The sequence below is a fragment of the Limnospira sp. PMC 1279.21 genome, from assembly GCF_032349615.1.
GTDB lineage: Bacteria > Cyanobacteriota > Cyanobacteriia > Cyanobacteriales > Microcoleaceae > Limnospira > Limnospira fusiformis.
In genome coordinates this window covers 1-666 of record NZ_JARPLU010000481.1, presented here as the reverse complement: position 1 = coordinate 666, position 666 = coordinate 1, and the positions used below count along the sequence as shown (strand labels likewise).

At 54.1% G+C, this 666-nt stretch carries 2 protein-coding genes; both read right to left on the bottom strand.

The features are described from left to right. Positions 1-37 precede the first annotated feature (37 nt). Positions 38-394 carry an RNA-guided endonuclease TnpB family protein gene (locus tag P5683_RS25545; RefSeq protein ID WP_071533561.1) on the bottom strand — a complete coding sequence of 119 codons (357 nt, stop codon included), beginning with the start codon at positions 392-394 and terminating at the stop codon, positions 38-40. After that, positions 351-653 (bottom strand): hypothetical protein, encoded by a 303-nt coding sequence (locus P5683_RS26660; RefSeq protein ID WP_396442639.1) that lies wholly within the window; start codon positions 651-653, stop codon positions 351-353. Before P5683_RS26660 ends, P5683_RS25545 begins: the two co-directional genes overlap by 44 nt. Positions 654-666 lie beyond the last annotated feature (13 nt).

The following is a 666-nucleotide window of genomic DNA, read 5'->3' as shown; positions in this document are numbered from 1 at the left end:
TCTCCCCGCGAGTCACGCGACGGGGATTCTTGGTTCATCAACCGGACTTAACTGAGCAGGATTTTTCCAACCCAGCCAGAGGCCCGCTCTCCCCAAGCGTATAACTTCCCGTGTGCCCCACGGTAGTTAGTCCCAGGCGCAGGATATTGATGGCCGCATTCACATCTCGGTCAGCCTCATAGCCGCAATGCGGACAGTGGTGGGTTCTGACTGAGAGTGCCTTCTTGACTCGTTGGCCGCAGCTTGAGCAATCCTGGCTCGTATATTGGGGAGGAACGGCAATCGTTACCTTCCCGTACTTCCTGCCAAAATACTCCAACCAACAGCGAAATATTGACCATCCTGCATCACTAATCGACTTGGCTAGATGCCGATTGCGTACTAACCCTTTCACATTCAAGTCTGCCTTCGGCGCGCCGCTTCGCGTCTACGTAGGCAACCAAATCGTTAGATTGGATGACGCAGTAGGCGATGCTCTTCGCCCACTCATTACGCTGCCTACTTACCCTTAAATGCTTCCGGGCGTATCGGTTCCTAGCCCTGTGATAGTTCCCGGACTGTGGTTTTGCCCCCTTGCGGTACTTTCTGGACTTCTCTCGATTGGCCTTGTTCAACCGCCTTTCAGACTTGCGATAGAACTGCGGTGCTTCCACCACACTGCCATCA